Below are 23447 nucleotides of genomic sequence, written 5' to 3' on the forward strand. Positions count from 1 at the left end.
GGTATTAACCAGGATGATTTCTTTCCGGACAAAAGTGCTTTACAACCCGAAGGCCTTCTTCACACACGCGGCATTGCTGGATCAGGGTTGCCCCCATTGTCCAAAATTCCCCACTGCTGCCTCCCGTAGGAGTCTGGGCCGTGTCTCAGTCCCAGTGTGGCTGGTCGTCCTCTCAGACCAGCTACAGATCGTCGCCTTGGTAGGCCTTTACCCCACCAACTAGCTAATCTGCCATCGGCCGCCCCTGTAGCGAGAGGTCCTAAGATCCCCCCCTTTCCTCCGTAGAGCGTATGCGGTATTAATCCGGCTTTCGCCGGGCTATCCCCCACTACAGGACACGTTCCGATGTATTACTCACCCGTTCGCCACTCGCCACCAGGATTGCTCCCGTGCTGCCGTTCGACTTGCATGTGTAAGGCATGCCGCCAGCGTTCAATCTGAGCCAGGATCAAACTCTTCAGTTCAATTCCTGTTACTGTTTTCGGGCTCTTTCGAACCCGGTCGCTCACTCAACGTACTGACGATGATTACGCCTGTTTCTCAACAGGCTAACCTTCCTCTAATACTGTGTGAGACTTGATACTTTCGCTTCATGCCAGATTCCGAAAAATCCGGCTCGCGTCGCCATCAAGCGCCCACACTTATCGGCTGTTAATTTTTAAAGATCGAGTCCGCATCCACTACCAAACCGGCACCGCACTTCAACCACCCGGCACCGCTTCGTTCTGCGTCGCTGCATCAGCAGCAGAGAAACGAGATTATGAAGAACTTTCGCTACAGCGTCAACAGGTTTTTTTAACTTCCTGAACCTGCCCACCCCGCCGAAAGCCTTGCCACTGCTGGCTCTCCCGTCCCCGCGCTCCGGTGTCCGGAACGCGAAAGAACGAGATTCTAGCGACCCCACCCGGGCCTGGCAAGCTCTATCGGAAATTTATTTCAAGGGGCCTTTTGAACCGGCCGCGTCTCGTCAATCGGTGCCGGCCCGGACTCCGGCGCCAAGGTCCGAGCCGCAGACGAACCGATCGTCCAGTCGTGCAATACGGTGTAGGCCACGGCCAGCAGCGTCGGTCCAATAAACACGCCCAGGAAGCCGAACGCAAACGCGCCGCCAAGAATGCCCAGCATCACCAGAATCAACGGCATATCGCTGCTTTTGCCGATCAGGATCGGCTTGATGACGTTGTCCGACATACCCACCGCAACCACGCCCCAGATCACGAGGAAAATCGCCCAGCCCGTCGCACCGCCGTGGTAGAGCCAGATTGCAGCAGGCAGCCAGACAATCACCGGCCCGCCAGGGATAACCGACAGGAAGAACGTTGCCAATCCAAGCAACGCTGGGGCCGGCACCCCGGCGATCCAGCAGCCGAAACCCGCGAGCACACCCTGCACCAGCGCCGTACCCAGAATGCCGTAGACGACGCCGCGCACGGTGTTGCCCGCCAGCGCCAACAGGTAATCGGCGCGTTCACCGGCGACTCGGCGCATCCCCGCATTCAACCAGGCCGCGGCCCCCTCGCCGCCGGTGTAGAAAAAGAACGCCAGCACAATACTGAGCGCGAGCAGTCCTAAACCATGCGTCACCGCAATGGCGGCAGCCAGAATCCACTTGCCGGCAGGCGCCGCAAGGGTTCGCAACTGCGCGATCAACTCGGAATTGCCGCTGGTCAAATGCGCCCAGAAAGCCTCGATATTGGGACCGACGAGCGGTATGCGGACAACCCAGTCCGGCAGGTCGGGCAACCCATCTTCGAAAAGCTTTTGCACCAGTGCAACGATCTCGTGCACGTGGGCACCGAACGCGAATCCCGCATAAACGAACGGTCCGAGAACCACGATCAGAATAATCAGTACGATCAGCAGCGCCGCAAGCTTACGCCGCCCGCCCACCACCGCGGTCAGCTTGCGGTACAAACCCCATGAGCTGTAGCTAAGAATGGCGCCCCACAGCAGCGCCGTCGTAAACGGCGCCAGCACCAGCAACGAACCGCCCACCAGCACAATCAATGCGAACACGGCGGCGAGCCGCTCGATCAGTTGGTCCGATTTCACTATGAATCTCCCTCGTTGTGTCAGACCACGGCGACGCTACGGCGCACGCTCATCGGCGCGACGCCGAACGCCGTCAGTATAAGAGTCCGTCGCGCGACGGCCCTTACCTTGTGTCAACTACGTGGCTCAGGTCAACCCGTTCAGTGAACGCGATGTGTGCATTCAAGGCTCCCCTTCGACCACGCCCGCACGCTCTCTCGCGCGGCCTGATTCATCCTGCATTACGCGTAAATGATAGGACGGCACAGAAAAGACTAGAATATACGGTTCTGTGCACCCCACTCCTGGATTTATGCGCTCGCGAATCGCCAAACGTCTCCCCCCCGATGCCGACAAGCTCGTCGGTCTTTCGCTCGCGCTATTCGCGTCGGGCAGCCGCACCGAAGACCGCTTCTGGGAAGCGAAGCTCGATACGCTGCTAGCCAAGATCGTCCGCAACGCCAACCAGACAACGCTGGATGCCGCGCTCGACCATCTTCAGCAGAATCATCCGGACGCCTACGGGGCGCTCGCCGACATGGCCGAAACGCATAGCGAATCGTTCATCGTCGAGCACGAGGGCGTGCCGCATGAAGCCTTGCTGATCGCCGCGCCCGTGCTGGCCTGGACCCGCTACGCAATCCCCTCGGGCCCGCTGAAGAGCGACGCGGCGGATGCGCTGCGTGCGCATCTGCAGGCGCACGTGCTCGCCGCCGGAACCCGTGTCGCGATGGCGCCGTTCCTGTACAGCATCGACCAGTTGCCGCGCCACCACGTCGAAACGTGGCGCATCGCCCAGCAGCTGGCGCAAGCGGCGCTCGGCACCGCCGCCGCCAAGATCAACTTCGGCGAATTGCCGGAGACCTCGCCGATTCTGGCCGATCCGCGCTTCCTGCTGGCCGTGGTCGCAGCGCCCGTCGGCGCGCCGGTGTTCCGCTGGCAGGAAGAGGAACACGGCAATCGCATCGAGCGCGGCCAATGCCTCGAACAGTGGGCCACGCAAGGCGGCGCCAATCTGTCTCTGGCGTTGCCCGGCTGCGAATTCGAGTGCCTGCTGCCGGATGCCTACTACTCGGCTTGCCGCGACGCCGACGAACGCGTGCGTCCGCACACGGTGCGCACCGCCGTGCGCTATCTGTTCGATACCATCAGCGCAGCGCCGGCCGATCTGCGCGCCGTGGTCGCCGGCTTCGGCGAGCGCCGGATCGACGAATATCGCGTCGGCTTCACGCGCCGCGGCAGCAACGATGTGATCTATGGCGTCGTCTGGCCGTTGTACGGCCGCGAAAACGGCGAATCGGGCATCGACGAGGAACCGCAAGAAGAGCCCACCTCCAACGGCCCGCTCGAAGAAATCGTCGCACTGCTGAAGGAAACCGGCGTGACGGACATCCGCCGTCATGCGGGCCGCTTCGAACCCGAATATTGCGATGACTGCGGGGTGCCGCTGTATGCCGACCCGCTCGGTGAAATCGTGCATGCCGAAATGCCGGAAGACGCCGAACCCGCGCAACCGCACTTCCACTGACGAAAGCCGCTGCCGTCCGCCACCCTCAAGCGGGGCGGCGCGAGCCGGCTAGCCAGAAGAACGAAACGGCCCAATCGGCATATGCCGATTGGGCCGTTTTCTTTTCCGGCGACGCCAACCATGTCACTCATCCTATGCCTTCCGGCCAGGCCGTCAAGACGCAAGGAATTTGTCATCATTAGGCTGGTGGCTCATCGCAATGCAAGCGGCTTCATTTGCCGCTCGCGAGCATCGTGCCACCACGACCGATTCATCTGGAGGCATGGCATGCGTTTTTCGGTTCTCAACTCCGACGCGGAACGACGCGACGGACTCAAGGCGTTGTTGCGGCAAATCGACCGTCAGGCGCGTTTTAACGAAGCCCAGGACTGGCGCCAGGTCGATCGCGCATTGCGTCGGCAACTGCCCGATCTGCTGGTCATCGACTGGCAGGACTGGATGTCCACTATGGAGATCCGTCGGCTGCTGCTCGAACATCCCAGCCTGCGGGTGGCCGTGCTGACCGACGATACCTCGCCCAAATGCGTGCGCAATCTGCTGGATAAGGGCGTGCTCGGAGTGGTGCTGCGCGACACCGATCCGCGCCTGATCGTGCGGGCGCTCGAGATCGTGCTGCTCGGCGGCCACTATGTCCCGGCGGGCGCGCTGGCACTGCCGCCACCGCCGCAGCCCGAACCCGCGCCTCGCCAACCCGACGTCGTAGCCAACAAACCGCCGCCTCGGCGCACGCGGCTCGCGAGCGGTCTCTCGCCGCGCCAGGAGCAGATCATGCGGTGTGTCCACATGGGCAGCACCAACAAGATGATTGCCCGCACGCTCGGCATCAGCGAGGGCACCGTCAAGATCCATCTGGCCAGCATCTTCCAGCAACTCGGCGCGCCCAACCGGGCAGCTGCCGTGGCGCTCTACAACGGCTGGCTATCGGCCCAGCTCGAAGTGCTGCGCAGCGACCACGACAGCACTCCGCGGCCGGTCATGGGCCAGCCGGGGGTCATCCCGTTGCGCGCTCGCAACCCGGCGACGTTCAAGTACCCATTGCCTGCGAACGACGCCACGGACACCTTGCCGATGGCGGCCGAACCCACCGTTCCATTTGGCGATCCGGGTTCCGAAGAATCGAGCTGAGCGGGCCGACCCACCCGAGGCACGCCGAGCCGCCTGCCAACGGTGCTTGACCTCCGGCATGAAATCCGCCCTTTCGTCGTAGCTGGCATGGAATCCGCTCACACCTTTTTCCGTCCAACGAGTAATATGAGATGTATGGGTTTCCTCTATACACCGCTTCCGCTATGGGTCGCTGTCGGTGGCTGGATTGCCACCGCGCTGCTGCTCGCGCTCGCGCTGTGGAAAAATCCTTTCAAACGACTGCAAGACGCGACGCTTCAACATGTCTGGCTTGCCATCATCGTTGCCGTGTCGGTACTGTGGGCCAGCAACGCGTGGCTCGACGACGGCACCGTGATGCATCTGCTCGGTGCAACCCTGGTCGTTACGCTGTTCGACTGGGCCCTGGCGCTCGTTGCCATGGCCGCAGTCACCGGGCTCGCGGCGGTCGTCTTCGATGCGCCCTGGCAAGGCATCGCGCTCACGTTCATCATCTACGGTGCGTTGCCGGTAGGCATCTCGGCATTGCTGCAACGCGCCTGCATTGCCTGGCTGCCGCGCAACCTGTTCATGTTCATCTTTGGCCAGGGCTTCGTATCGCCCGCCATTGCGGTCGCGTTGACAGCCGGCGCCGCGGTGGGCACCCACATCGCGATCTCCGGCGGCTCAATGACCGTGGTGCCCGTCGGCTACGCGTTCAGCGTCTTTCTGCTCGCGACCGGCGAAGCCTGGTTCACCGGGATGTCCACGGCGCTGATCGCCGTCTACCGGCCTGCGTGGGTTACCACGTACGATGTGCGCCGCTACCGGCTCGGCGGTCCACGCATCTGAAGCGCATCCGGCCTGACCGAGTGCTTCAGCGCTTCGATGCGCGAGCTACGACGCATCGCAATCTGCTCCCTGCAGCGCGGCAATCAGCGACAATCAGCCGCCGTCGCGCATGCTCGATTCGAGACCGCGTACCACGACAAGGCAAAAAATTTGTGTCAGGATTGAACTCCTTCCAGTCGTCAGGCATCTTACGTGCCTGATGTCTCAATAGCGCCTACCGAACTTGATGGATTGCACTAACGTACCGCGCCGATTGCTGCGGGTGGTCGGCCGGTTAGCAGCATGTGCAGCGAGTGTCTCGCTCATATGCTCCGCTCCCGCATTCGCCGATCAGCTCGAACAGCACAACGAACTCGTCAATAAATTCGTCAATGACCTGCACGCCGATCCGCTCGTCGCGGATTGCGCGGCGCATGGCAATTTTGTCGCCAGCACCTCCAGCGCTTTCGACCACGTCGAATTCCCGCCAAGCTCATTCGATAGCGCCCATGCGTCGGTCACGCCATGGAACGATTCGTTCGACGAGGGCAAGCAGCGCGTCAAGGTCGACAACATCGTCACGGTGGAAGGCCTCGGCATCCGCCAGAACGGCGATAGCGACCCGGCCGATCTGAAATTCCGCTGCGGCTACGTGGGCACCCAGATGCTGGCGTTCAGCTGGAACGATCCTGTGCCGCCGGCCCGACCGAGCGTGTCGAAGCCGTCCGGCAAGCACAAAGGTGGCAAGGGCAAGCACTCGACCGGCAACAAGTCGTCGACGAAGAAATCGTCCGGCAAGAATTCGAAGCAAACCGCTTCGAGCAAATCAGGCAGCAAATCGAGCGGCAAGAAAACGTCGGCGAAGAAAACGCAATGACGCCATAGCGCCGCGGCACGCGCCGTTGCAGCACCCGGCCCAAAAACTAAGCGAGGCATGCGCTCAACGCGCATGCCTCGCTTTTTTGTTGCGACGAATCCGGGCACGACCAGCACTAACAGCAAGCATTCGCCGCGCGCCCCACTCTCGCCTTAAGCGAACGTCTCGACGTGACGCAGAATCGCCTGGAGCATCGCCGCCCCGAGCGATGCACTCCGCTCGCCGTTCCAGCCCACCCGCTCGTCCGGCAGGTTCGCGTTGTCCTTGAACGGCATCTCCAGCGTCAACGACAGGCACCCGAACTGATTGCCGATGTACTTCGACGCGAGCTTCAGCGCATCTTCACGGTACTTGCTCGCCGCGTAGCCGTACTTGTCCTGGAAGTCCGGGCTCGCATGCTTGAACGCTTCGATAAAGGCCCGCTGCTCCTCGCCCTGGCGCTCGGTGAAGCCCGGCAGCATCTCCGAGCCCGCCACGAACACATAAGGCAGCGCCTCATCGCCGTGGATGTCGAAGAACAGATCGCAACCGGTTGCATGAATGGCGTCGCGCACCACCAGCACTTCGGGACTGCGCGCCGCGTCCGGCTCCATCCACTCGCGGTTCAGATTCGCACCGGCAGCATTGGTGCGCAGATTGCCATGCACGCTGCCGTCGGGATTCATGTTCGGCACGATATGGAACACGGCGTGATCGTAGAGCTTGCGCGCCACCGGATCGCCCGCCCAATCGCCCCAGCCGGCCAGACGCTTGACCATGCCTTCGACGAACCATTCGGCCATCGTCTCGCCCGGGTGCTGGCGCGCGATGATCCAGATCTTCTTCTTCGGCTTGTCGCCGTTTTGCGGCGTGCCGAGCGTGAGCAAGGACATCGGCCGGCCTTCGACGCTCAGGCCGAGTTCGGTCAGCGTCACTTGCGGCATTTGCTGCACGGCGCCGAGAAACTCCGAGTGGCGCTCTTCACCGTACGGCTCGAAGTACGCGTAGTAGATCCGGTCGAAGTCGGGCGTATGGTCGATGGTCAGCACGCGGCCGTCGTACGAGGTCGGCACGCGGAACCAGTTCACGCGGTCGTAGCTCGCCGCCGCCTGATAGTCGCGCCAGCCTTCGGCAAAAGCGCAGTCGGCGGCATTCTCGAAGGTCATCACGCAGCGCTCGCCCTGCGCACCGGAGAGGCGAAAGTAGAACCACTGCGCAAAGTCGGCGTGACTGTCGCGACGCACGCGCAGCCGGATGTTATCGGCCTGCTCGCAGGACAGGACTTCGATTGCGCCCGCGTCGAAGTTGCTCGTAATGGATAGTGTCATGATCTTTTCCCGGCGTAGTGGCCCGTTGCAGTCGGTGCAGCGCGCGGCGTGAAGCTTACTCGGCGATGCGGCGGCGGAATACGTAAGTCGAATCGTTCGATGCCTCGGCGTCGAACGCATAGCCTTCGGCATCGAAGCCCTGCAACTGCTCCGGCGCGTCGAGGCGGTTCTCGACCGCGAAGCGCGCCATCAGGCCGCGGGCCCGCTTCGCGTGGAAGCTGATGATCTTGTAGCGGCCGCCCTTCCAGTCTTCGAATACCGGCGTGATCACCGGCGCGTCCAGCAGCTTGGGCTTCACCGACTTGAAGTATTCCCCCGACGCGCAATTGACCAGCACCCGCGCCGCGCCCGTGTTCTTCTTCAACTGCGTGTTCAGCGCCTGCGTGATGCGCTCGCCCCAGAACGCGTACAGGTCCTTGCCGCGGGCGTTGGCAAAGCGCGTCCCCATCTCGAGCCGGTACGGCTGCAGCAGATCGAGCGGGCGCAGCAGTCCATACAGCCCCGACAGCACGCGCACGTGCTTTTGCGCGAAGTCCAGATCCGCCGACGACAGGCTCTTCGCGTCGAAGCCTTCATAGACGTCGCCGTTGAACGCGAGCACCGCCTGCTTCGCATTGACGGTATCGAACTTCGGCGACCACTCGGCGTAGCGCTGGAAGTTGAGCTGTGCGAGCGGATCGGAAATGCTCATGAGCGTGCCGATCTGCTGCGGCGACAAACGGCGCAATCCACCGATCAATTCGGCAGCGTCGTCGACAAAATCGGGGATCGTGTGCTTTTTGACGTGCGGAGGGGTTTCGTAGTCGAGCGATTTCGCCGGCGACAGAACGATTATCATAGAGGCTTGCAGGCACGCCGTGCCTGGCGTTAATGACGAAAGCCAGATTGTAACGAATGCCCGCCTCCCCTGCCGCACGCGCACTGCGCGTGGTCCTCGATTCGAACGTCTGGATCGACATCCTCGTGTTCGACGATCCGCACACGCGCCCTATCCGCGCCGCCCTCGAAAGCGGCGCGCTCGAGGCGTTGATCGACGCCCGCTGTCTCGCGGAACTGACCTACGTACTCGATTACCCGCAGTTTGCGAGGCGCGAGATCGATAAAACCGCGGCGCTCGCCACCGTGGCGCGCCTCGCGCACCTCGTCGAGCCGGCGCCCGCGTCGACCGCCACCGCCGCTGAAGAAGCTCGGCCGTTGCCGAAGTGCAAGGACCGCGACGACCAGAAATTCCTCGAGCTCGCGCATGCCGTGAAGGCCGACTGGCTGGTCTCGAAGGACCGCGCGGTGCTGAAACTCGCGCGCCGCATTGCCCGCGATTTCGGCTTCCAGATCGCCCAGCCGGCACCGTTCGTCACCGCCTGCGCGCTGCCGGCCGACGAGCCCGCGCCGGCCTGACGCACACGCCGCGGCCCAATTCCCTACAATCGAACTTCGCCCCGTATCCCAGACCACCGTCCAAGCACCGACAGCGCCATGAATGCACCGCACGACACGCCGATGATTCCGTCGTTTCCGTCCCGTCTGCCGAACGTCGGCACCACCATTTTCACCGTGATGAGCGCGCTCGCCGCGGAAAAAGGCGCCGTGAACCTGGGCCAGGGCTTCCCGGACTTCGGTTGTGATCCGCGTATCGTCGATGCGGTGGCCAACGCCATGCGCGACGGTCACAACCAGTACCCGCCGATGGCGGGCGCCGCGCCGCTGCGCCAGGCCATCTCCGACAAGATCGCGAATCTCTACGGCCGCCGCTATGACGCGAACAGGGAGATCACGGTCACAGCAGGCGCCACCCAGGCGCTGCTGACGGCGATTCTGTGCACGGTGCACCCGGGCGATGAAGTGATCGTGGTCGAGCCGACCTACGACAGTTATCTGCCGTCCATCGAACTCGCGGGCGGCAAGCCGGTGTTCGTCACGCTGGACGCGCCCGACTACCAAATACCGTTCGACAAGCTCGCCGCCGCGATCACGCCGAAGACCCGCCTGCTGCTGATCAACACGCCGCACAACCCGACCGGCACGGTCTGGCGCGCCGAGGACATGCGCAAGCTCGAGGACATCGTGCGCGGCACCAACGTGCTGATTTTGTCTGACGAAGTGTACGAGCACATGGTGTACGACGGCGCGCCGCACGAGAGCATGGCCCGCTATCCGGAACTTGCGCAGCGCAGCTTCGTGGTGTCGAGTTTCGGCAAGACGTATCACGTGACCGGCTGGAAGGTGGGCTATGTCGCCGCGCCCGCGGCCCTCACCGCCGAATTCCGCAAGGTCCACCAGTTCAACGTGTTCACGGTGAACACGCCCATGCAGGTCGGCCTCGCCGAGTACATGCGCGACCCGGCGCCCTATCTGGACCTGCCCGCGTTCTATCAGAAGAAGCGCGATTTTTTCCGTTCCGGCCTGGCGAACACCCGCTTCAAGCTGTTGCCCTGCACCGGCACGTACTTTCAGTGCGTCGACTATTCAGCCATCAGCGATCTGCCGGAAGCAGAGTTCGCGCAATGGCTGACGGGGGAGATCGGCGTCGCGGCCATTCCCGTCTCGGCGTTCTATCACGAGTCGCATGAATCGGGCGTGGTGCGCTTCTGCTTCGCCAAGCAGGAGAGCACCCTCGCCACCGCGCTCGACCGGCTGGCGCGCCTCTAGGATGACGCCCGCGATGCCGCGAACGAGTCAATGTTCTGCGCCATCGCATGGGGCTGCGGCGCGTGCGGAGGCGCCGCCGCGCTGCGTCGACCGTTCAAGCTATGCGAGCGGTTGGGGCCTGGGCGGCGTCTCAAGGCTTGCTGGTCGCCGCGATATACGCCTTGCGGTCCGCCGTCACGCGCTGCGCCGCCGGCCGCTCGCCCACGACCTTCACATAGCCCTTCCAGTCCACGCCCGCATCGAGCAGAAAGTCGCGCCCGTAGATGATCTGCGTCGTCATGCCGACGAGCGGCAGGCTCACGAATGCCGCCATATCCGCCGCCCCGAAGTGGGCGCCGCGCAGATACGGGTCGAACTTCGCGAGCCGCCTGAAGCCGGCAATATGACGCGTCAGCAGCTTTTCGACGCGCCCTTTGGTGGCGTCGGTCACCGTGCCGCCGAAGAAGGCTTCCTTGTACAGATCGCGCACCACCAGTTCCAGATGCAGGTCGACGAAGGTGATCAGTTCGCGCTCTTTCGCGGCTTCCCACGGATCAGCGGGAAAGATGCCCTTCTCGGGAAAGCGCGCGTGCAGGTATTCGACGATCGCCTGCGACTCGCACAGGTCGCCGTGTTCGGTGTGGATGTACGGCACCTTGCCGAGCGGCGAGTGCGCGAGCAGCGATTCCTCCTGACTCGTCATCACGAACACTTCCTCGAACGGAATGCCGTGTTCGAGCAGCACGAACTTGACCTTGTTGTAGTAGTTGGACAGCGCAAAGCCGCACAGTTTGATCATGAGGCGTCTCCTTCTGATGGGTGGTCGGCGCCGCTCAACGGAATCGCGCTGGCGGCCTTTGAATCAATCATCCAGTAAATTGCACGATCGTGCTATTCTAAAATAACCATGGAGTCGAGCAACCCAATGACCTCTCGCAATTACAGCATCGAGACTATCGGCATTGTTGGAACAGGCGCAATGGGACGCGGCATTGCGCAGATCGCGGCGCTGGCGGGCCTGACGGTACGTCTGTACGACACCAATCCGGCGGCAGTCGGTGCGGCGCGCGACTACCTCGCGGACACCTTCGCCAAGCTCACCGCCAAAGGCAAGCTCGAACAATCGCGCTCGCTTGCCGCGCTCGCCCTCGTGAGCGGTGCGCAAGCGGTCGGCGACCTCGCGGATTGCGACCTGGTGATCGAAGCGATCGTCGAAAAGCTCGACGTGAAGCGCGCGCTCTTTCGCGAGCTGGAGACGGTCGTCAGTGGCCGTTGCATCCTGGCGTCGAATACGTCGTCGCTGTCGATCACGGCGATTGCCGCAGGCTGCACGGACCCCTCGCGCGTGGTCGGCTATCACTTCTTCAACCCCGTGCCGCTGATGAAAGTCGTCGAAGTGATCGACGGCCTGCGCAGCGATCCCGCCGCCGGCGACGCGCTGATGGAACTCGCGCGCCGCATGGGCCACACGCCGGTGCGCGCGAAGGACATGCCGGGCTTCATCGTCAATCACGCCGGCCGCGGCATGAACACCGAGGGCCTGCGCGTGGCGGGTGAAGGTGTCGCCAGCTTTGTCGAGATCGACCGCATCATGCGCGAGCAGGCCGGCTTTCGGCTAGGGCCGTTCGAACTGCTCGACCTGACCGCGCTCGACGTTTCGCATCCGGTGATGGAATCGATCTATCACCAGTTCTACGAAGAGCCGCGCTTCACGCCGTCGCCGATTACCGGCACGCGCCTCGCGGGCGGCCTGCTCGGACGCAAGACAGACGAAGGCTTTTACCGCTATGACGACGGCAAGCAGCAGGTGCCCGAGGAAGCGCCCGCGCCCACCGGGTTGCCCAAGCGCGTGTGGGTCAGCAAGCGCTACCCCGAAGCACGCGAGGCCGTGCTGCAACTCGTCGCCAAGGCCGGCGTGGCGCTCGACGAAGACAACACGCCCGCAGCGGACTCGCTCATCATCGTGACGCCGTTCGGCCACGACGCGACCACCGCCGCGGTCGACGAAGCGCTCGATGCGCGCCGCGTCGTTGCCGTTGATGCGCTGTTCCCGCTCATCGCCGCGAAACGTCGCACGCTGATGACGACGCCGGCCACGACCCGCGCCGCACGCGACAGCGCGCACGCGCTGTTTGCCGCCGACGGCGTCCCCGTCACCGTGATCCGCGATTCGACCGGCTTCGTGGCGCAACGCGTGGTGGCGACGATCGTCAATATCGGCTGCGAGATCGCACAGAAGCAGATCGCGACACCTGAGGACATCGACCTCGCCGTGACGCTGGGCCTCGGTTATCCGCGCGGCCCACTGGCGCTCGGCGACGCACTCGGCGCCAAAACGCTGCTCACGATCCTGCGCAATATGTTCAGCGTGCTGGGCGACCCGCGCTACCGTCCGTCGCCGTGGTTGGCGCGGCGTGCGCAACTGGGTTTGTCGCTCACGCAGGGCGACGCCGCCGATGCAGTCGACGCACAAACGGAGCGTCAGTCATGAGCGCCGAACTGCTCACCTCACGCCCGGCCGAAAGCGAATCGACGCTCGTCCTCACGCTCTCGAATCCCGGTGCGCGCAACGCCTTGCATCCGGACATGTACGCGGCGGGCATCGAAGCGCTCGACAGCGCCGAGCGCGACCCGTCCATCCGCGTCATCATGCTCACCGGCGCGGACCAGTTTTTCTGCGCGGGCGGCAACCTCAACCGTTTGCTCGAGAACCGCGCGAAAGATCCCTCCGTGCAGGCGCAAAGCATCGACATGCTCGGCGAATGGATCGCCGCGCTGCGTTCGTCGTCGAAACCGGTGATTGCCGCCGTCGAAGGCGCGGCGGCCGGCGCCGGCTTTTCGCTGGCGCTCGCCTGCGACCTGCTGGTCGCGGCCGACGACGCGAAGTTCGTCATGTCGTATGCACGCGTCGGTCTCACGCCGGATGGCGGCGGTTCATGGTTCCTCGCACAGGCCCTGCCCCGCCAGCTCGCCACCGAAGTCCTGCTGGAAGGCAAACCGATCGGCGCTACACGTCTGCACGAACTCGGCGTAGTGAACCGTCTCGCGAAACCGGGCGCGGTGCGCGATGCTGCGCTCGCCTGGGCGGAAGAACTCGGCAAGATCTCGCCGAACGCCACCGCCCGCATCAAGACGCTGATCGCCGCCGCCGGCACGCAGCCACTCGCCGATCATCTGGTGGCCGAGCGCGACAACTTCGTCGCTTCGCTGCATCACGGCGACGCGTTGGAAGGGATCACCGCGTTCCTCGAAAAGCGCGCCCCGAAATACAAATGAGTCCCAGCGAGCGAGTCCGCCATGCCTGAATTCCAACTGCCGAAGCGCCGCCGCATCTACCTGATGCGGCATGGCGACGTGACGTACTTCGACGCCACCGGCCGCGCCATCGATCCGGAAACGGTGCCGCTGAACGCCGACGGCCGCGAACAGGCCAGCGCCGCCGGGCACGTGTTCGCGCTGCAGCAGATCCGCTTCGACCGCGTGATCGTGAGCGGCCTGCCGCGCACGGTCGAAACCGCGCAGCGCGTGCTGGCCGAGACGCATCAGCATATCGAGCTCGAGATCGAACCGGCGCTGCAGGAAATTCGCGGCGGCAAGCTGAGCAACATCCCCGCCGCCGATATCGAGGCTGCGTTCCTGAGCGTATTCGACGGTGTGGTCCCGGAAAGCACGCGCTTTCTCGGCGGCGAGACGATCGGCGAACTGTTCGACCGTGTGCTGCCCGCCGTCGCGGCATTGCGCGCCGACGACTCGTGGGACACCGTTTTGCTAGTCCTGCATGGCGGCGTGAATCGCGCCATCCTCTCGCACGCCATCACGGCAGGCGGCCGCACGTTCTTCGGCCATCTGTCGCAGGCTACCGGCTGTATCAACGCACTGGACGTCGGCGCCGCGCCGCGCGACTGGGTGCTGCGTACGCTCAACTACTCGCCGCCGTCGCCGTTGCATCGCGACGTGCGGAATACGACGATGGAAATGCTCTACGCCCAATTCATTCAATACAAACACCAGGCGTAGCCAACACTGAACTGGAGGAGACAATGGGCGAAGCCACGAAGACAGGCGAACCTGAACAGAAGCCAGACTACTCCGCATTCGAAGGCACGCGCCCGGTCACCGAGCGGCAACGCTTCGACAGCGACGCGCTCGGCGCCTGGCTGGCGCGGCGCGTCGAAGGTTTCGCCGGGCCGCTCACGATCGAGCAGTTCGCCGGCGGCCAGTCGAATCCCACCTTCAAGCTGATCACGCCGTCACGTACCTATGTGATGCGCGCGAAACCGGGGCCGACGGCGAAACTGCTGCCGTCCGCGCATGCGATCGAGCGCGAGTATCGCGTGATGCACGCCCTCGCCGGCACCGACGTGCCGGTCGCGCAGATGCTCGCGCTGTGCGAGGACGAAAGCGTGATCGGCCGTGCGTTCTATGTGATGGAGTTCGTCGAAGGACGCGTGTTGTGGGATCAGTCGCTGCCCGGCATGACACCCGCTGAGCGCACGGCGATCTACGACGAGATGAACCGCGTAATCGCGGCGCTGCATAGCGTGGATGTCGCCAGCATCGGACTGACCGACTACGGCAAGCCCGGCAACTACTTCGCGCGGCAGATCGGCCGCTGGAGCAAGCAGTATCTCGCCTCCGAAACCGAGCATATCGAGGCGATGCATCGCCTGATCGAATGGCTGCCGCAGCACATGCCGGACGAAACCGGCGAGCGCGTCTCGATCGTGCATGGCGACTACCGGCTCGACAACCTGATCTTCCATCCGCACGAGCCGCGCGTGCTCGCCGTACTCGACTGGGAACTGTCGACGCTCGGCGATCCGCTCGCCGACTTCGCCTATCACTGCATGGCCTGGCACGTCGACCCGGCGCAGTTCCGCGGCATTGCGGGACTCGACTGGGCCGCGCTCGGCATCCCGGATGAAGGGCAATACGTCAAACGCTATTGCGAGCGCACCGGCTTCGAAATCCACGGCGACTGGAACTTCTACCTGGCGTACAACATGTTCCGGATTGCCGCGATCCTGCAAGGCATCATGAAACGCGTCGTCGACGGCACCGCGGCAAGCGCGCAAGCGCTCGACGCCGGCCGGCGCGCCAAGCCCATGGCGGAACTCGCCTGGCGCTATGCGCAGAAAGTGCGTTAACCGACACCCCCGTCATTCGCGAGGTTTTAGATGAATTTCGATTACACCCCGAAGGTTCAGGCACTGCGCGAGAAACTGCTCGCCTTCTTCGACGAACACATTTATCCGAACGAACGCGCTTTCGCGGACGAGGTTGCGTGCAACCGCGCCAATGGAAATGCCTGGGTGCCGACCGAACTGATCGAGCAACTCAAGCAGCAGGCGCGCGACGCCGGCTTGTGGAATCTGTTCCTGCCGGACTCCGAACGCGGCGCCGGCCTGACGAACCTCGAATACGCGCCGCTGTGCGAGATCATGGGACGCGTACCCTGGGCGCCGGAGGTGTTCAATTGCAACGCGCCCGACACCGGTAACATGGAGACCATCGAACGCTACGGCAGTCCGGAGAACAAGCGCGAGTGGCTCGAGCCGCTCCTGCAAGGACAGATCCGTTCTGCCTTCCTGATGACCGAGCCGGAAGTGGCGTCATCGGATGCGACCAATATCCAGACACGCATCGAGCGCGTTGGCGACGATTACGTGATCAACGGCCACAAGTGGTGGTCGTCGGGCGCGGGCGATCCGCGTTGCAAGGTCTACATCGTGATGGGCAAGACCGATCCCGACGCACCGCGCCATCAGCAGCAATCGATGATTCTTGTGCCCGCCGACGCCGCCGGCGTCACCGTGCACCGCCCGCTGACCGTATTCGGCTACGACGACGCGCCGCACGGCCACATGGAAATCACGCTCGAAAACGTCCGTGTGCCGGCCTCAAACATGCTGCTCGGCGAAGGCCGCGGCTTTGAGATCGCCCAAGGGCGGCTTGGGCCGGGCCGGATTCATCACTGCATGCGACTGATCGGGCTGGCGGAACGCGCGCTTGAGTTGATGGCAAAACGCACGCTGCAGCGCGTCGCGTTCGGCAAGCCGGTGGCGGCGCAAGGCGTCACGCAGGAACGTATCGCCGAGGCGCGCTGCATGATCGAACAGGCGCGGCTGCTGACGCTCAAGACCGCGTACATGATGGACACCGTGGGCAACAAGGGCGCGCGTGGCGAGATCGCCATGATCAAGGTGGTCGCGCCGAATATGGCCTGTCAGGTGATCGACTGGGCGATGCAGGCGCATGGTGCGGCCGGCATCAGTGAAGACTTCCCTCTGGCCTATGCCTACACGTCGGCACGCACGCTGCGTTTTGCCGATGGTCCGGATGAAGTGCATCGTAACGCCATCGCCAAGCTCGAACTGGCGCGGTATATGGATGCCGGCGCGGCTGAGCGAGTCGAGACGCCGATTACGCGCTCGTGATGCGGCGTTGAGGTGGCCGATCGGTGCGACGCAGTGCGCCAGGCACCGACGTTTGCAGCGCTGCCGGTCGCACCGTTGAGGTTCGCACCAGAAAAAATGCGTGGGCGGCCTGGAAGCCGTCCACGCATTTTGTTCATCATCGGCCGCTGTTGTTGTGCCGCTGCCAAGCGGATACGGTGCAGCTACAAAGCTAGCGCGTGTCCCGTGAGCGGCTAGAAGTAATGCCGTGTGATGAATTCCGCCACGCACACCGGCCGCTCACTGCCCTGCCGTTCCAGCGTCACGTTCCACACCACCTGCACGCCGGCATCATCCACATCGTCCACGCTCGCCACGGCGAAACGCCCGCGCACCTGTGAATCGACCGGCACCGGCGCGGTGAAGCGCACGCGGTTCAGACCGTAGTTCACGCCCATCCGCTGCTTGAGCGCCACCGTCTTTCCGAGCAAAGCGGGAATCAGCGATAAGGTCAGAAAACCATGCGCTATCGGGCCGCCAAACGGCGACTCGCGCCGCGCCCGTTCGGGATCGACGTGGATCCACTGATGATCGCCCGTGGCTGCGGCAAAGCCGTTCACGCTTGCCTGATCGACCGTCAGCCATTCGCTGATGAGCGGCTCGCCGCCCACCAGCGAACGCAGCGCCGGAGCGTCGAGCTCTACCCCATCGCGCTTCACGCTGCCGCTCCCGGATGACGCAAGCCGAACAGCACCTTCGAGCGCACGATGATGACCGTCTCGCCGTGCTGGTTGATGCCCGCCCATTCGGTTGAGACGATGCCGCGGTCCGGCTTGCTCGACGACAGACGCTTGTCGAGAATCGAGTTCATCAGCCGGATCGTGTCGCCGACCCGCACCGGCTTGAGCCAGCGGATTTCGTCGATACCGGGCGAGCCCATTGAAGTCGACCCCGCCAGCGAGTGGCGCACCAGCAGTCCCATCAACACCGAACAGGTATGCCAGCCGCTCGCGATCAGGCCGCCGAACGGCGAAGCAGCCGCCGCGGCGTCGTCCACATGAAACGGCTGTGGATCGAACCGCTCGGCAAACTCGACGATCTCGTCATGCGTGAACGTATGCTCGCCGCATTCCGTGACCGAACCGACTTCCATATCTTCGAAACTCAATCCCATCGTGACACCTCACTGGTTCGTGGCAGCCGTACGATCAGACTTCGGCGGTAGCAAAAGCGGGCAGCGCGGCAAAGCGCTCGAGATGATGATCGACATCGCCCAGCGTCGTCTCGATGATCGCGAGACGCTTGAACAGATGCGCCGCCGCCACTTCGTTCGTCACGCCCATGCCGCCGTGCAACTGCACGGCCTGCTGACCGACGAAACGCGCGGCCTGGCCCACCCGCACCTTCGCGGCCGAGACAGCGTGGCGCCGTTCGTTCGCATTGGCGCTAGCGTAGCGCACCGCGGCCAGATACGTCAGCGAACGTGCCTGTTCCGCGTGAATCAGCATCTCGACCATGCGGTGCTGCAAGGCCTGAAAACGGGCGATGGGTTGACCGAACTGCTGACGTGTCTTCGTGTACTCGGCGGTGGCGCGATTCAACGCGTCGAGCGCGCCGACGGCTTCGGCGCACAACAGCACGGTGCCGTAATCGGCGATCTGCTCGAGCGCTGCCGCACCGGCATGCTGACCGCCGAGAAGCCGCGCGGCCGTCGCGCCAAACGAGAGCGAAGCGGCGCGTTGGCCGTCGATTGTGCGGTAATCCGTGACCTGCGTGCCCGCTGCGTCGCGCGCCACGATAAACAAGGCGATCTCGCCGTTCAAACGTGCCGGCACGATCCAGTGATCGGCCTGCGCCCCATGCAACACCACCGATTTCTTGCCGCTCAGCGCGTAATGCTCACCTTGCTGCGTCGCCGTGGTTTCTACGGAGAACAGATCGTAACGGGCATGCGGCTCATGAAACGCGACCGCGAGCTTGATCTCGCCTTGCGCCGCGCGTTCGAGCAAGGCTGCGTCTTCGGCATGGCCCGAGTCTGCCGTGCCAGCCGCGCCTGCAATACGCAAAGCCTCGATGCCCACCGCCGTCGCCCAGTAAGGCTCAACCACCAGCGCGCGGCCCAGTTCCTGCATCACCACCAGCATGTCGATCGGGCTGCCGTTAAAACCGCCCTGCTCTTCCGGGACCGGCAACGCGGTCAAGCCAAGCTCGGCAAACGCCGCCCAGTGAGTAGCCGATACCCCCGCGTCCGAATACACGATGGTCTGCCGCGCCTCGAAACCGTAGCTCTTGTCCAGGTAACGGCGCAGTGCGTCGGCGAATTGCTGTTGTTCGTCGGTAAAAGTGAAGTCCATGCGCCGCTCCTCAGAGTCCGAGAATCATCTGCGCGATGATGTTCTTTTGAATTTCGTTCGAGCCGCCGTAGATCGACGTCTTGCGGAAGTTGAAGTAGTACGCGGCCAGCGGCGCGGCGTCATCGTCGCCTGCAATGCTGTGGGCGCGTTCGCCTTCGAGGAACGGCACGTCGAACGGTGCCGCCATCGGACCAATCGCTTCGACCATCAGTTCGGTCAAGCCTTGCTGAACTTCGGTGCCCTTGATCTTCAGCATCGACGCTTCCGGTCCCGGCCCGCGTCCGCCCGTCTCGTTGGCCACCACGCGCTGCACCGTCACTTCAAGCGCCATCAATTCGATTTCGAGGCTCGCGACCTTCGCGGCGAAAACCGGGTCGTGCAGCAAGGGCTTGCCGTGCTTTTTCTGTTCGAGCGCAAGGCGCTTCAGGAACACGAGTTCGCGCTTCGACTGCCCGACGCGCGCAATACCCGTACGTTCGTGGCCGAGCAGATATTTGGCGTAAGTCCAGCCGCGATTTTCCTCGCCGACCCGATTCTCCACCGGCACCTTCACGTCCTCGAAGAACACTTCGTTGACTTCGTGATCTTCGTCGAGCGTGATGATTGGGCGCACGGTGATGCCCGGCGTCTTCATGTCGATCAGCAGGAACGAGATACCCTCCTGCTTTTTCGCACCGCTGTCGGTACGCACGAGACAGAACATCATGTCGGCGTACTGGCCGAGCGTCGTCCAGGTCTTCTGGCCGTTGACGACGTAGTGATCGCCCACCCGCTCGGCGCGCGTGCGCAGCGATGCCAGATCCGAGCCCGAGCCCGGTTCCGAATAGCCTTGGCACCACCAGTCCGTGCCGTCCAGAATGCGCGGCAAGTAGTGGCGTTTCTGCGCTTCGTTGCCGTATTTCATCAGCACGGGTGCGACCATCGACACGCCGAACGGCAACACCGAAGGCGCACCGACGCGCGCGCATTCTTCGTCCCAGATGTGCCGTTGCGTGGCGTTCCAGCCCGGGCCGCCGTATTCGGTGGGCCAGGCGATCACCGACCAGCCGCGCTTGCCGAGCAGCTTGTGCCAGTTCGCGAAGTCTTCGCGATTCAGACGTTTGTGATTGAGGACTTTGTCGCTCAGCTCGCGAGGCAAATTCGCTTCGAGCCAGGCGCGGATATCGGCGCGGAACGCGTCGTCAGCGGGGGAATAATCCAGATTCATGCGCAGTGTCTCCTGGCCGCGGCTGCCCCGCCGCCAGTGAGCCGCTGCGCTATTGCAGCGGTTCCTTCAGAGCGGCCGGGATCGGCAACGGCATCACTTCAATGCCTTCTTCGACCAAGGCTTTCGCATCTTCGGGTGTGGTGACACCGCGAATGTTGCGTGCAGGCGCTTCGTTGTAGTGAATGCGCCGTGCTTCCTCGGCGAAGCGGTCACCCACGTTCTCAGTCTTTTCCAGTACCTCGCGCAGCGCGCGCATGACGCGCGCCTGCATCTCACCGGCGCCCGCAGGGGCTTGCGCCTCGGTCGCGCCGGACAGATTCAGCCGGGGCGCCGACGGCAAACGGCTCACTTCGGTCGCGCTGCAAACCGGACATTCGACCAGCTTGCGGGACAACTGCGACTCAAATTCTTCGGCGGAAGCGAACCAGCCTTCGAACCGATGGCCGTGCGGGCACTGTAAATCGAGGACCTTCATGTGGAATCAGGGCTTGCGTATGAGTTTAGCGCAAAATGGAAATTTGTGAACGGTCGTTCGTAATTTTGCTTAGGGGCGACTTTGGCACGCGCATGGGCACATTTCCGTGACCAGGAACAATCGAGCGTGCGTGCGCGATTCTAACCCGGCGCGCCGATACCCGCCGAAGCGTCATAAAGAGCCCCACCGGGCCGCGAAGCGCCTCGTTGAGGCCAAGACATCCCTATCAACGACAACGGCAGCCGAATGGGCTGCCGTTGCGGGTTCGTTGTCATGAGGTGGCACGCTATCTATGCACTGTGCCACGCATTGAGCCGTATCAGCTCGGTTCGGGCTCGGCGCTCGGCCACGTACCGGACAACACCTTCTCCAGCCAGAATGTGCCGATGATGGTCTTCACGTCAGAGATCTTGCCGGTGCGCACCCACTCCGACACCTCGGGAACGGTTGCCGTGAACAGTTCGAGGAACTCGCCTTCGTCGAGCTTGCGCTCGCCGGCGGTCAGGCCGCGCGCGAGGTAGATGTCGATGAATTCGGTCGAGTAGGAAATGATCGGATGGATACGCGTCAGGTAGACGTATTCGCGCGCCGTATAACCGGTCTCTTCGTGCAGTTCGCGCTTCGCGCAGACGAGCGGGTCTTCGTTCGCATCGAGCTTGCCGGCCGGATACTCGTACATCACCTTGCCGATCGGATAGCGGTACTGGCATTCGAGCAACACGCGGCCGTCGTCGAACAGCGGGATCACCATCACGGCGCCCGGATGCTTGACGTACTCGCGCGTCGCGCTCTTGCCGTCCGGCAGGCGCACGGTATCGCACTTGAGCGTCAGGAACGGGCCCTGGTGGAGCGTTTTGCTTTCGAGGCAGGTCTCGGTGAGCGCCGCGTCGTGATCGGGAAGTTCAGCCATGTGCAACCTCAGGACAGCGTGGTGCGCGACGGCTCGAGCCGTCAGCGCCGTTTGACGAGATACTGGAAGGTGAAACCCGGAAACGCGAACACCAGAAACAGACTGAAGGTGATCGCGTAGAACTGCCAACCTTGCTCGAAGCGGTTACCCGCGCGAGCCTCAAGCATGAAGCCGAATGCGCCCACCACGAAATACAGCGCAATCAGCTCGGCGATCCGCAGCCAGACGCTCTTCTTCACCGCCTTGAGCGGCATGACGGCGAAGAGGCGTTGATTCAGGAACGGCAGGTTGGCGCCAGCTAGCGCCAACAACACAATAAACCAGCCAGCAGCGGACATCAGAGCGTGAGCGTATGGGTGATTGCCTGCAGGCAAGCCGTCAACAGATGTCCCGGCACCAGGCCGAGCACCAGCACGGCCACGCCGTTGAACGCCAGCAGCGCACGGTTGCACACGTCCGCCTTGATCGGATTGGTGTCGAGCGGTTCGTCGAAGTACATCAGCTTGACGATACGCAGGTAGTAGAACGCGCCGAACAGCGAGGTGATCACCGCCAGCACGGCCAGCCACGTGAGACCGGCGTTCATGGTGGCTTGCAGCACCGCGAGCTTGGCGTAGAAACCGACCGCCGGCGGAACGCCTGCGAGCGAGAACATCATGATCATCATGACGAACGCAAACACCGGGCTGCGTTGATTCAGGCCCTTGAAGTCGTCGAGCGTCTCGGCTTCGAAATCGCGGCGGGCCAGCAGCATGACGATGCCGAACGTGCCGAGCGTCGTGATCAGATAGACGATGCTGTAGAACATGGCCGAACCGTAGGCGCTCGCCGCCATGCTGGTCTTGCCGTCAACCACGCCGGAGACCAGACCGAGCAGCACGAAACCCATGTTGGAGATCGCCGAGTAAGCGAGCATCCGCTTGACGTTGCGTTGCACGATACCGGTGATGTTGCCGACGATCAGCGACAGCGCCGCGAAGATCACCAGCATCTCCTGCCAGTCGACCGCCAGCGGCAGCAAGCCCATCACGAGGAAGCGCAGGCCCCATGCGAACGCCGCAACCTTCGGGCCGCCGCCCGTAAGCAGCGTCATCGCGGTCGGCGCGCCCTGGTACACGTCAGGCACCCACATGTGGAACGGCACCGCGCCCATCTTGAAGGCCACGCCCGCGACGATGAAGATCACGCCGAACAGCAGCACGACGTCGTTGATACGACCCGAGGCCACGGCCTTGAACACTTCGTTCAGGTCCAGCGAGCCGGTTGCGCCGTAGAGCATCGAAATGCCGTACAGCAGGAAACCGGACGCCAGTGCACCCAGCACGTAGTACTTCATGGCGGCTTCGTTCGACTGGGCGACATCGCGACGCAGTGCGATCACCGCATACAGCGACAGCGACATCAGTTCCAGGCCGAGGTACAGCGTCAGGAAGTTGTTGCCGGAAATCATCACCAGCTGGCCGAGCAGCGAGAACATCCCGAGCAAAAAGAAGTCGCCGCGGAACAGGTCGCGATCTTCCAGATACTTGCGCGAGTAGACAATCGACACGGCGTAACCGAGCGACACCACCGCCTTCATCATGCTGCCGAAGGCGTCGACCACGTACATGTGCCCGAAGAAGTAATGCGCTTGCGGGTCGAACGCGTTCACGGCGAACCAGACGCCGGCAACCAGCGTCGAGAGCAGCGCGATCAGATACGTGGTGCGTCGACCAGCCTGGCCGAGGAACGTGTCGTTGAGCCACGCCACAACCACAGCGAGCATCAACAGGGCGTCGGGCGCCAGGGCAGTCATAGGTGCGTTTTGCATGGTCTTTTAATTCC

General features: G+C 63.3%; 23 protein-coding genes and 1 rRNA gene. 11 read left to right on the forward strand and 13 right to left on the reverse strand.

Annotated features, from left to right (window positions below):
- Positions 1–464 (reverse strand): 16S ribosomal RNA (locus P3T42_RS19475); the annotation flags it as partial.
- Between the two features lie 472 nt (positions 465–936).
- On the reverse strand, positions 937–2052 hold the full coding sequence (locus P3T42_RS19480; RefSeq protein ID WP_429306979.1) for an AI-2E family transporter: 1116 nt from the start codon (positions 2050–2052) through the stop codon (positions 937–939).
- Between the two features lie 292 nt (positions 2053–2344).
- Between P3T42_RS19480 and P3T42_RS19485 the strand changes: the two genes are divergently transcribed.
- The 4 genes from P3T42_RS19485 (at position 2345) to P3T42_RS19500 (ending at position 6350) form a co-directional block, all read left to right on the forward strand.
- Positions 2345–3559, forward strand: a complete 1215-nt coding sequence (locus P3T42_RS19485; RefSeq protein ID WP_074301840.1) for a DUF2863 family protein — start codon at positions 2345–2347, stop codon at positions 3557–3559.
- Between the two features lie 267 nt (positions 3560–3826).
- Positions 3827–4684: a response regulator transcription factor gene (locus P3T42_RS19490; protein WP_074301841.1), complete on the forward strand. Its 858-nt coding sequence runs from the start codon at positions 3827–3829 to the stop codon at positions 4682–4684.
- Positions 4685–4819: 135 nt separating this feature from the next.
- Positions 4820–5494, forward strand: coding sequence for an energy-coupling factor ABC transporter permease (locus tag P3T42_RS19495; protein ID WP_074301842.1), 675 nt, complete (start codon positions 4820–4822; stop codon positions 5492–5494).
- Between the two features lie 226 nt (positions 5495–5720).
- Positions 5721–6350 carry a BspC domain-containing protein gene (locus P3T42_RS19500; protein WP_429306980.1) on the forward strand — a complete coding sequence of 210 codons (630 nt, stop codon included), beginning with the start codon at positions 5721–5723 and terminating at the stop codon, positions 6348–6350.
- 152 nt (positions 6351–6502) lie between these two features.
- Here the strand turns inward: P3T42_RS19500 and P3T42_RS19505 are convergent, their stop codons facing one another.
- Entirely contained in the window at positions 6503–7657 is a 1155-nt protein-coding gene (locus P3T42_RS19505) for a M14 family metallopeptidase (protein WP_429306981.1), read from the reverse strand.
- A gap of 55 nt (positions 7658–7712) precedes the next feature.
- Positions 7713–8495: a peroxide stress protein YaaA gene (yaaA, locus tag P3T42_RS19510; protein ID WP_074301845.1), complete on the reverse strand. Its 783-nt coding sequence runs from the start codon at positions 8493–8495 to the stop codon at positions 7713–7715.
- A 56-nt stretch (positions 8496–8551) separates the two neighbouring features.
- Between yaaA and P3T42_RS19515 the strand changes: the two genes are divergently transcribed.
- Positions 8552–9052, forward strand: coding sequence for a putative toxin-antitoxin system toxin component, PIN family (locus P3T42_RS19515; RefSeq protein WP_429306982.1), 501 nt, complete (start codon positions 8552–8554; stop codon positions 9050–9052).
- A gap of 78 nt (positions 9053–9130) precedes the next feature.
- Positions 9131–10303 (forward strand): pyridoxal phosphate-dependent aminotransferase, encoded by a 1173-nt coding sequence (locus P3T42_RS19520; RefSeq protein ID WP_429306983.1) that lies wholly within the window; start codon positions 9131–9133, stop codon positions 10301–10303.
- A gap of 130 nt (positions 10304–10433) precedes the next feature.
- Here the strand turns inward: P3T42_RS19520 and P3T42_RS19525 are convergent, their stop codons facing one another.
- Complete coding sequence (locus tag P3T42_RS19525) at positions 10434–11081, reverse strand: glutathione S-transferase family protein (RefSeq protein ID WP_074301848.1); 648 nt, start codon at positions 11079–11081, stop codon at positions 10434–10436.
- 126 nt (positions 11082–11207) lie between these two features.
- On the opposite strand from P3T42_RS19525, the gene P3T42_RS19530 reads away from it, so the two are divergent.
- From P3T42_RS19530 to P3T42_RS19550, 5 genes are read left to right on the forward strand one after another with little or no spacing between them, the layout of a single operon-like run.
- Positions 11208–12773 (forward strand): 3-hydroxyacyl-CoA dehydrogenase, encoded by a 1566-nt coding sequence (locus P3T42_RS19530; protein WP_429306984.1) that lies wholly within the window; start codon positions 11208–11210, stop codon positions 12771–12773.
- Positions 12770–13558 carry an oxepin-CoA hydrolase, alternative type gene (locus tag P3T42_RS19535; protein ID WP_429306985.1) on the forward strand — a complete coding sequence of 263 codons (789 nt, stop codon included), beginning with the start codon at positions 12770–12772 and terminating at the stop codon, positions 13556–13558. Before P3T42_RS19530 ends, P3T42_RS19535 begins: the two co-directional genes overlap by 4 nt.
- Positions 13559–13579: 21 nt before the next feature.
- Complete coding sequence (locus P3T42_RS19540; protein WP_429306986.1) at positions 13580–14299, forward strand: histidine phosphatase family protein; 720 nt, start codon at positions 13580–13582, stop codon at positions 14297–14299.
- A 23-nt stretch (positions 14300–14322) separates the two neighbouring features.
- A complete protein-coding gene (locus P3T42_RS19545; protein ID WP_074301852.1) occupies positions 14323–15429 on the forward strand; it encodes a phosphotransferase in 1107 nt (368 codons plus the stop codon).
- Between the two features lie 30 nt (positions 15430–15459).
- A complete protein-coding gene (locus P3T42_RS19550) occupies positions 15460–16719 on the forward strand; it encodes an acyl-CoA dehydrogenase family protein (RefSeq protein ID WP_429306987.1) in 1260 nt (419 codons plus the stop codon).
- A 212-nt stretch (positions 16720–16931) separates the two neighbouring features.
- Here P3T42_RS19550 and P3T42_RS19555 read toward each other — a convergent pair whose 3' ends face one another.
- From P3T42_RS19555 to nuoN, 8 genes are all read right to left on the reverse strand, one after another.
- Positions 16932–17396, reverse strand: a complete 465-nt coding sequence (locus P3T42_RS19555) for a MaoC family dehydratase (RefSeq protein ID WP_074301854.1) — start codon at positions 17394–17396, stop codon at positions 16932–16934.
- On the reverse strand, positions 17393–17851 hold the full coding sequence (locus P3T42_RS19560; RefSeq protein ID WP_074301855.1) for a MaoC family dehydratase: 459 nt from the start codon (positions 17849–17851) through the stop codon (positions 17393–17395). Before P3T42_RS19560 ends, P3T42_RS19555 begins: the two co-directional genes overlap by 4 nt.
- 34 nt (positions 17852–17885) lie before the next feature.
- Positions 17886–19031, reverse strand: a complete 1146-nt coding sequence (locus P3T42_RS19565) for an acyl-CoA dehydrogenase family protein (RefSeq protein ID WP_429306988.1) — start codon at positions 19029–19031, stop codon at positions 17886–17888.
- A 10-nt stretch (positions 19032–19041) separates the two neighbouring features.
- Complete coding sequence (locus P3T42_RS19570; protein ID WP_429306989.1) at positions 19042–20238, reverse strand: acyl-CoA dehydrogenase family protein; 1197 nt, start codon at positions 20236–20238, stop codon at positions 19042–19044.
- Positions 20239–20287: 49 nt separating this feature from the next.
- Positions 20288–20713: a DUF1178 family protein gene (locus P3T42_RS19575; protein WP_074301858.1), complete on the reverse strand. Its 426-nt coding sequence runs from the start codon at positions 20711–20713 to the stop codon at positions 20288–20290.
- A 319-nt stretch (positions 20714–21032) separates the two neighbouring features.
- Positions 21033–21623, reverse strand: coding sequence for an NUDIX domain-containing protein (locus P3T42_RS19580; RefSeq protein ID WP_074301859.1), 591 nt, complete (start codon positions 21621–21623; stop codon positions 21033–21035).
- Between the two features lie 41 nt (positions 21624–21664).
- Positions 21665–21961: a DUF2818 family protein gene (locus P3T42_RS19585; RefSeq protein ID WP_074301860.1), complete on the reverse strand. Its 297-nt coding sequence runs from the start codon at positions 21959–21961 to the stop codon at positions 21665–21667.
- Positions 21961–23433 carry an NADH-quinone oxidoreductase subunit NuoN gene (gene nuoN, locus P3T42_RS19590; protein ID WP_074301861.1) on the reverse strand — a complete coding sequence of 491 codons (1473 nt, stop codon included), beginning with the start codon at positions 23431–23433 and terminating at the stop codon, positions 21961–21963. Before nuoN ends, P3T42_RS19585 begins: the two co-directional genes overlap by 1 nt.
- Positions 23434–23447 lie beyond the last annotated feature (14 nt).

Origin of the sequence: Paraburkholderia sp. GAS38 (assembly GCF_050434965.1) — a bacterium.
Taxonomy (GTDB): Bacteria; Pseudomonadota; Gammaproteobacteria; order Burkholderiales; family Burkholderiaceae; genus Paraburkholderia; species Paraburkholderia phenazinium_A.